The 7043-nt window shown below is 57.9% G+C and carries 8 protein-coding genes and 1 pseudogene; 4 read left to right on the top strand and 5 right to left on the bottom strand.

The window, feature by feature from the left end; all coding sequences use genetic code 11:
- Nucleotides 1-302 (bottom strand): annotated as a pseudogene (locus AC1DSG_RS24930) (OmpA family protein); the annotation flags it as partial.
- A gap of 159 nt (nt 303-461) precedes the next feature.
- On the opposite strand from AC1DSG_RS24930, the gene pyrC reads away from it, so the two are divergent.
- Both pyrC and rnt read left to right on the top strand, forming a co-directional pair.
- Entirely contained in the window at nt 462-1508 is a 1047-nt protein-coding gene (pyrC, locus tag AC1DSG_RS24925) for a dihydroorotase (RefSeq protein WP_477793278.1), read from the top strand.
- Nucleotides 1505-2182 (top strand): ribonuclease T, encoded by a 678-nt coding sequence (rnt, locus tag AC1DSG_RS24920; protein WP_007943569.1) that lies wholly within the window; start codon nt 1505-1507, stop codon nt 2180-2182. Before pyrC ends, rnt begins: the two co-directional genes overlap by 4 nt.
- Before the next feature lie 74 nt (nt 2183-2256).
- Here rnt and AC1DSG_RS24915 read toward each other — a convergent pair whose 3' ends face one another.
- Nucleotides 2257-2859, bottom strand: a complete 603-nt coding sequence (locus tag AC1DSG_RS24915) for a peroxiredoxin (RefSeq protein WP_477793277.1) — start codon at nt 2857-2859, stop codon at nt 2257-2259.
- A gap of 128 nt (nt 2860-2987) precedes the next feature.
- On the bottom strand, nt 2988-3116 hold the full coding sequence (locus tag AC1DSG_RS24910; RefSeq protein ID WP_477793276.1) for a hypothetical protein: 129 nt from the start codon (nt 3114-3116) through the stop codon (nt 2988-2990).
- Nucleotides 3117-3173: 57 nt separating this feature from the next.
- On the opposite strand from AC1DSG_RS24910, the gene AC1DSG_RS24905 reads away from it, so the two are divergent.
- Together AC1DSG_RS24905 and bfr are read left to right on the top strand one after the other, a co-directional pair.
- Complete coding sequence (locus AC1DSG_RS24905; RefSeq protein WP_477793279.1) at nt 3174-3392, top strand: bacterioferritin-associated ferredoxin; 219 nt, start codon at nt 3174-3176, stop codon at nt 3390-3392.
- Nucleotides 3393-3590: 198 nt separating this feature from the next.
- Nucleotides 3591-4064 carry a bacterioferritin gene (gene bfr, locus AC1DSG_RS24900; RefSeq protein ID WP_477793275.1) on the top strand — a complete coding sequence of 158 codons (474 nt, stop codon included), beginning with the start codon at nt 3591-3593 and terminating at the stop codon, nt 4062-4064.
- A gap of 191 nt (nt 4065-4255) precedes the next feature.
- On the opposite strand, the gene grxD is transcribed toward bfr, so the two are convergent.
- Together grxD and AC1DSG_RS24890 are read right to left on the bottom strand one after the other, a co-directional pair.
- Nucleotides 4256-4597 carry a Grx4 family monothiol glutaredoxin gene (grxD, locus tag AC1DSG_RS24895; RefSeq protein ID WP_007943565.1) on the bottom strand — a complete coding sequence of 114 codons (342 nt, stop codon included), beginning with the start codon at nt 4595-4597 and terminating at the stop codon, nt 4256-4258.
- 97 nt (nt 4598-4694) lie between these two features.
- A complete protein-coding gene (locus AC1DSG_RS24890; RefSeq protein WP_477793274.1) occupies nt 4695-6800 on the bottom strand; it encodes a molybdopterin oxidoreductase family protein in 2106 nt (701 codons plus the stop codon).
- Nucleotides 6801-7043 lie beyond the last annotated feature (243 nt).

Below are 7043 nucleotides of genomic sequence, written 5' to 3'. Positions count from 1 at the left end.
ATTCTGACGGAACCCAGGTTGATATCACCCCGCCCCGGCTGCCACGGTGCGGCGGCCGCCAACAACGTCGCCGAACCACCACCGATCATTGAGTTGTAGGCATTCAAACGAAACGTCGCCTGCTCGCCGGCACGGCGCACGAATTCGCCCGAGCCGAAATCARTGACCGGCTGAGTCAGGCGGCATTCGAACTTGTCACCGTCGACCGTCCACTCGATGCTTTCCAGAGGTGTCTGGAAAGTCAGCGCCATTGCAGGAAGGCTGGCAAACACACTGAGCAAGGCTAAATAACGCTGGCGCACGGGAGGCTCCACTGACTTCTACGACAAAAAGACCGACACACGCATGTTTACGGCATACCTCGTTCATATCGGTACGTTCCTGCAAAACTTGATAGCGAGTGCCTGCAAGTGTCTTTTCCGGTAGCATTCCCCTGAGTTTGACCCGCCTGGAATTCCCTCATGTCCGACCGCCTGACCCTGCTGCGTCCCGACGACTGGCACATTCATCTTCGCGATGGTGCCGTGTTGACCAATACCGTTGCGGATGTCGCGCGCACCTTTGGTCGCGCCATCATCATGCCCAACCTGGTACCTCCGGTGCGTAATGCCGCTGAAGCCGACGGCTATCGCCAGCGGATTCTCGCTGCACGCCCGGCCGGCAGTCGCTTCGAACCGTTGATGGTGCTGTACCTGACCGACCGTACCCAGCCTGAAGAAATCCGCGAGGCCAAGGCCAGCGGTTTCGTGTACGCCGCCAAGCTGTACCCGGCCGGCGCGACCACCAACTCGGATTCTGGCGTCACCAGCATCGACAAAATCTTCCCTGCGCTTGAGGCCATGGCCGATGTCGGGATGCCGTTGCTGGTTCACGGCGAAGTCACCCGTGGCGATGTCGACGTGTTCGACCGCGAAAAAATCTTCATCGATGAGCACATGCGTCGTGTGGTCGAGCGTTTCCCGACGCTCAAAGTGGTGTTCGAACACATCACCACCGCCGATGCCGTGCAGTTCGTCAACGAGGCTTCGGCCAACGTCGGCGCGACCATCACTGCGCATCACCTGCTGTACAACCGCAACCACATGCTGGTGGGCGGGATTCGACCACACTTCTATTGCCTGCCGATTCTCAAGCGCAATACGCACCAGGAAGCCCTGCTCGACGCCGCCACCAGCGGCAGCGAAAAATTCTTCCTGGGCACCGACTCGGCCCCCCACGCCCAGCACGCCAAGGAAGCCGCGTGCGGCTGCGCTGGTTGCTACACCGCGTATGCGGCCATCGAGATGTACGCCGAAGCGTTCGAACAACGCAACGCGCTGGACAAGCTCGAAGCCTTCGCCAGCCTCTACGGCCCGCGCTTCTATGGCCTGCCAGCGAACACCGACCGCATTACCCTGGTCCGCGATGAGTGGACCGCCCCAACCAGCCTGCCATTTGGCGAGCTGACCGTTATCCCGCTGCGCGCCGGTGAAAAACTGCGCTGGCGCCTGCTGGAGGAACACGCGTGAGTGAAGACCATTTCGACGACGAACAGGACGGTCAAGGCGGCGGAGGCGGTCCTCGTCATCCGATGGCGGCCAGATTCCGTGGCTACCTGCCGGTTGTCGTCGACGTAGAAACCGGTGGCTTCAACTCGGCCACCGACGCCCTGCTGGAAATTGCAGCAACCACCATCGCGATGGACGAGAAAGGGTTTGTATACCCCGATCACACCTACTTCTTCCGTGTAGAGCCTTTTGAAGGCGCGAACATCGAAGCAGCCGCGCTGGAATTCACCGGGATCAAACTTGATCACCCACTGCGCATGGCGGTGAGTGAAGAAGCCGCGCTGACCGATATCTTCCGTGGCATCCGCAAAGCTCTGAAAGCCAACAGTTGCAAACGGGCCATTCTGGTCGGCCACAACAGTAGCTTCGACTTGGGCTTCCTCAACGCAGCGGTCGCACGTCTGGACATGAAACGTAACCCGTTTCATCCGTTCTCCAGCTTTGACACTGCAACCCTGGCCGGTCTGGCTTACGGTCAAACCGTACTGGCCAAGGCCTGTCAGGCCGCCGATATCGACTTCGACGGTCGCGAGGCTCACTCGGCTCGTTATGACACCGAGAAAACGGCCGAGCTGTTCTGCGGCATCGTCAATCGCTGGAAACAAATGGGCGGCTGGGAAGACTTCAACGACTGAACTTGTTGATTTATCCCGCGCATAAAAAAACCGGCCTCATCAGAGGCCGGTTTTTTATTGCCTGACGCTTGGGCTTACAGCGCCGCAGCGTTCTCGGTCAGGTAAGCCGCAACGCCTTCGGTCGAAGCGGTCATGCCTTTATCGCCTTTTTTCCAGTTGGCAGGGCAAACTTCGCCGTGCTCTTCGTGGAATTGCAGAGCGTCGACCAGACGGACCAGCTCTTCAATGTTACGGCCCAGCGGCAGGTCGTTGATGATTTGCGAACGGACAACGCCTTTGTCGTCGATCAGGAACGCGCCACGGAAAGCCACGCCGCCTTCGGACTCAACGTCGTAGGCCTTGGCGATTTCGTGCTTGATGTCGGCAGCCATGGTGTAACGAACTTCGCCGATACCACCATTGTTTACCGGGGTTTTACGCCAGGCGTTGTGGGTGAAGTGCGAGTCGATCGACACGGCGATCACTTCAACGTTGCGCGACTTGAAGTCAGACATGCGGTTGTCCAGAGCAATCAGCTCGGACGGGCAAACGAAGGTGAAGTCCAGTGGGTAGAAGAACACCAGGCCGTATTTGCCTTTGATGGCCGACGACAGGGTGAAGCTGTCTACGATTTCGCCATTGCCCAGTACAGCTGGAACGGTGAAGTCCGGGGCTTGTTTGCCTACGAGTACGCTCATTGGATATCTCCTGGTCTATTAACGTGAAGAACTGGATTCGCATCAGCCTGCCACCCTCAGGCGACAGCCCTGTGACACGATCCCCCTTCGAAGGACCGACCATCATACACRGCGTTTTTAGGCTGTCCTCAACGGTTTTTTGCCGCAGGGCTAAAATAGCCATCGGGAGCATTACTGGCAGTTTGCCCGAATGAAAACCGTTCGTCGGTCACGTCGGCTTTTAACGCGAAGCCTTCAGAAAGAACTTTGACAATCATTCTCGTTAACATTACGATCCATCGCAATTGAGTCACAACCAACGACGGTTTTCACTTATGTATGTCTGCCTCTGCACTGGCGTCACCGACGGTCAAATCCGCGATGCAATCTATGAAGGTTGCTGCAACTATAAGGAAGTCCGTCAGGCCACCGGCGTAGCCAGCCAATGCGGCAAATGCGCTTGCCTTGCAAAGGAAGTGGTTCGCGAAACCCTGACCAAATTGCAATCGGCCCAAGCAGCCATTCCTTTCCCTGTAGAATTTACTGCCGCTTAATTACCCTGTTTCAAAGAACCGGACTAGATGTCCGGTTTTTTTATGCCTGAAAATCAACTGCTTACGCCCTAGACGCGGAACACAAACATTCTTATTCCGATTAATTTTCATATAAGTTTCAATAACTTAGGTTTGACACTCTTACATACGCGGCTCAAACTCAGCCTTATAGACAGCTACTTAGGGCAGGACCCCATCATGAAAGGCGACGTTACAGTCATCCAGCATCTCAACAAGATCCTTGCCAATGAGCTGGTCGCGATCAATCAATACTTCCTGCATGCCCGCATGTATGAAGATTGGGGCCTGAACAAGCTTGGCAAGCACGAGTACCACGAATCCATCGACGAGATGAAGCACGCGGACAAGCTGATCAAGCGCATCCTGTTCCTTGAAGGCCTGCCAAACGTCCAGGACCTGGGCAAGCTGCAGATCGGCGAACACACCAAGGAAATGCTTGAGTGCGACCTGCGTATCGAACGCATCGGTCATGCCGATCTGAAAGTCGCTATTGCTCATTGCGAAACGGTCGGCGACTTCGGTAGCCGTGAGCTGCTCGAAGACATTCTTGAGTCCGAAGAAGAACATATCGACTGGCTGGAAACCCAACTGGGCCTGATCGATAAAGTCGGTCTTGAGAACTATCTGCAATCGCAGATGGGCGAAGAGTAGGAGCTATGTAGGAGCTGTCGAGTGAAACGAGGCTGCGATCCAGGCGATGGCAGCCCGACACGACAGTAACTTATCAAGCGCAATAAAAAGCCCMGCCCCTCTTTATCAAGGGGCGGGGCTTTTTAGTTGCTGGAGATCAAAAGATCGCAGCCTCGTTTCACTCGACAGCTCCTACAGGGGAGCCGATCGACTTACGCTTCGGTCTTGTTGGCAGCAGCCGCTTCAACAGCAGCTTTGATCGTGGTCTGCAACGAACCGTCAGCGGCCATCTCGGTCATGATGTCGCTACCGCCGACCAGCTCACCACCGACCCACAGTTGCGGGAAGGTTGGCCAGTTGGCGTATTTTGGCAGGTTGGCGCGGATTTCCGGGTTCTGCAGGATGTCCACGTACGCAAACTTTTCACCACATGCCATCACGGCCTGCGCGGCTTTCGCGGAGAAGCCACACTGCGGGGCATTCGGCGAACCTTTCATGTAAAGCAGAATGGTGTTGTTAGCAATCTGCTCTTTAATCGTTTCGATGATATCCATGGAGCACCTCGGCTGAACTTTCCGACTCAGAGGTCGGCACGGTGGCGCATTGTAACGGAAAGCCGAGCGCCATGCGCGGTCTCCCCGACAGACACGATCAAGCCGCCGCGACTGTGACCGGCACGCCGTTCAACGCCGCATTCCCCGACAACTCGTCAAGCTGACACTCGTCGGTCAGGTCGTTGGCGCTGGAGCCCGGCTGGCCACTGGCAATCGTCATCTGCACACCCGGTCGCGCATGACCCCATCCGTGCGGCAAGCTGACCACGCCTCTCATCATGTCCAGGCTGGCGAGCACTTCCACCTCGATCATGCCCACCCGCGAACTCACCCGCACGCGCTGGCCGTCGTTGAGCCCGCGACTGGCCAGGTCGTCCGGGTGCATCAGCAATTGATGGCGCGGCTTGCCCTTAACCAGTCGGTGATAGTTGTGCATCCACGAGTTGTTGCTGCGCACATGACGGCGGCCGATCATCAGCAACTGATCAGCGGCCGGCGCCTCTAGCGCGGCAAAGCGCGCAAGGTCGGCAAGGATCTGCGGCGGCGCAGCCTGCACGTGCTGATTGGCGGTTTTGAGGCGTGGCGCCAAGTTGGATTTCAGCGCGCCCAGGTCGACACCATGAGGATGATCGAACAAGGTTGTCAGCGAGAGTTTATGTTCCGAGGCATCGCCATATAGCCCCATCCGCAAGCCAAGGTCGATCATTTTCGCGGGAGGAATCGTCGGCTTCAGCTCTTTGCCAGTCTTGATGGCAAACGCCTTGGCCAGGCCGACGAAGATCTCCCAGTCATGCAGGGCACCTTCAGGCTTGGCCAGAATCGCGCGGTTGAAGCGTGTCACGTTACGCACCGCGAACATGTTGAACGTCGTGTCGTAGTGATCGTTTTCCAGCGCCGACGTAGACGGCAGAATCAGGTCGGCATAGCGCGTGGTTTCATTGATATACAGGTCAATGCTGACCATGAACTCCAGGCCATCCAGAGCCTGCTCCAGTTGCCGGCCATTGGGTGTCGATAGCACCGGATTGCCGGCGACAGTGATCAGGGCACGAATCTGCCCTTCCCCTTCGGTGAGCATTTCTTCAGCCAGCGCCGACACCGGCAACTCACCGCCGTACTCCGGACGACCGGACACACGGCTTTGCCAGCGATTAAAGTGCCCGCCCGAGGTGGACGCCACGAGGTCCACCGCCGGTTCGGTGCACAGCGCACCACCTACCCGATCAAGGTTGCCGGTGACCATATTGATCAGTTGCACCAGCCAATGGCACAGCGTACCGAATGCTTGGGTCGAAACGCCCATGCGGCCGTAACACACCGCTGTCGGCGCCGCCGCGAAATCCCGGGCCAGCTGACGGATCTGTTCGGCGGGCACGGCGCACAACGGGCTCATGGCTTCGGCGGTGAACGTGGCGATGGCCTGACGCACATCATCCAGGCCGTCCACCGGCAAATGGCTGTCACGGGTCAGGTTTTCAGCAAACAAGGTATTGAGCAGCCCGAACAACAAGGCCGCATCGCCACCTGGCCGCACGAACAGATGCTGATCGGCCATCGCAGCGGTTTCGCTACGGCGCGGGTCGACCACCACCACTTTGCCGCCCCGGGCCTGAATCGCCTTCAAGCGTTTTTCCACATCCGGCACGGTCATGATGCTGCCGTTGGACGCCAGTGGATTTCCGCCCAGGATCAGCATGAAATCGGTGTGATCGATGTCCGGGATCGGCAGCAAAAACCCATGGCCGTACATCAAATGGCTGGTCAGGTGATGGGGTAACTGGTCGACCGATGTCGCGGAAAAGCGGTTGCGGGTTTTCAGCAGGCCGAGGAAGTAATTGCTGTGGGTCATCAACCCGTAGTTGTGCACGCTGGGGTTGCCTTGGTACACCGCCACCGCGTTCTGCCCATGCCGCTCCTGAATCACCGCCAGGCGTTCGGCGACGAGGTTGAAGGCATCTTCCCACGCGATAGGCTGCCATTCGCTGCCCACTCGCAGCATTGGCTGACGCAGACGATCAGGATCGTTCTGAATATCTTGCAGCGCCACCGCTTTGGGGCAGATGTGCCCGCGGCTGAACGTATCCAGCGCGTCGCCCTTGATCGAGGTGATTTGTATAGCGCCCTCGACCTCGGTGGTTTCGATGGTCAGGCCGCAGATGGCTTCACACAAGTGGCAGGCACGGTGATGGAGAGTCTTGGTCATGGCCAGTCTCTGTCTTGTTCTGGGCGGGCTATATCGGCCGCGGGAACAAAACTATGGCGCCAGACCCACTGCTGCGCCAGCGACGTTCGTCTTGTGAATCGGCGACCATCAGGCCAGCCGATGGCTGCGAGCACTCAGTGACACACAAGCCGGGAGTCGACCGAATGACAGGTCAGAAACCGACTGCCACATAACCCTCCCCACCCTGTTTGATTGCAAAGCTCGGCAGCCCCGGTGTACAAA

The sequence above is a fragment of the Pseudomonas sp. P5_A12 genome, assembly GCF_056400685.1.
The sequence above is the reverse complement of the archived record's forward strand: the minus strand, read 5'-3'. Positions and strand labels throughout refer to the sequence as shown.

Excerpts from the sequence above, each read along its gene's own strand:
- pyrC (WP_477793278.1), top strand. The coding sequence starts at position 462 with ATGTCCGACCGCCTGACCCTGCTGCGTCCCGACGACTGGCACATTCAT.
- AC1DSG_RS24915 (WP_477793277.1), bottom strand. The coding sequence starts at position 2,859 with ATGAGCGTACTCGTAGGCAAACAAGCCCCGGACTTCACCGTTCCAGCT.
- AC1DSG_RS24910 (WP_477793276.1), bottom strand. The coding sequence starts at position 3,116 with ATGATTGTCAAAGTTCTTTCTGAAGGCTTCGCGTTAAAAGCCGACGTG.
- AC1DSG_RS24905 (WP_477793279.1), top strand. The coding sequence starts at position 3,174 with ATGTATGTCTGCCTCTGCACTGGCGTCACCGACGGTCAAATCCGCGAT.
- bfr (WP_477793275.1), top strand. The coding sequence starts at position 3,591 with ATGAAAGGCGACGTTACAGTCATCCAGCATCTCAACAAGATCCTTGCC.
- grxD (WP_007943565.1), bottom strand. The coding sequence starts at position 4,597 with ATGGATATCATCGAAACGATTAAAGAGCAGATTGCTAACAACACCATT.
- AC1DSG_RS24890 (WP_477793274.1), bottom strand. The coding sequence starts at position 6,800 with ATGACCAAGACTCTCCATCACCGTGCCTGCCACTTGTGTGAAGCCATC.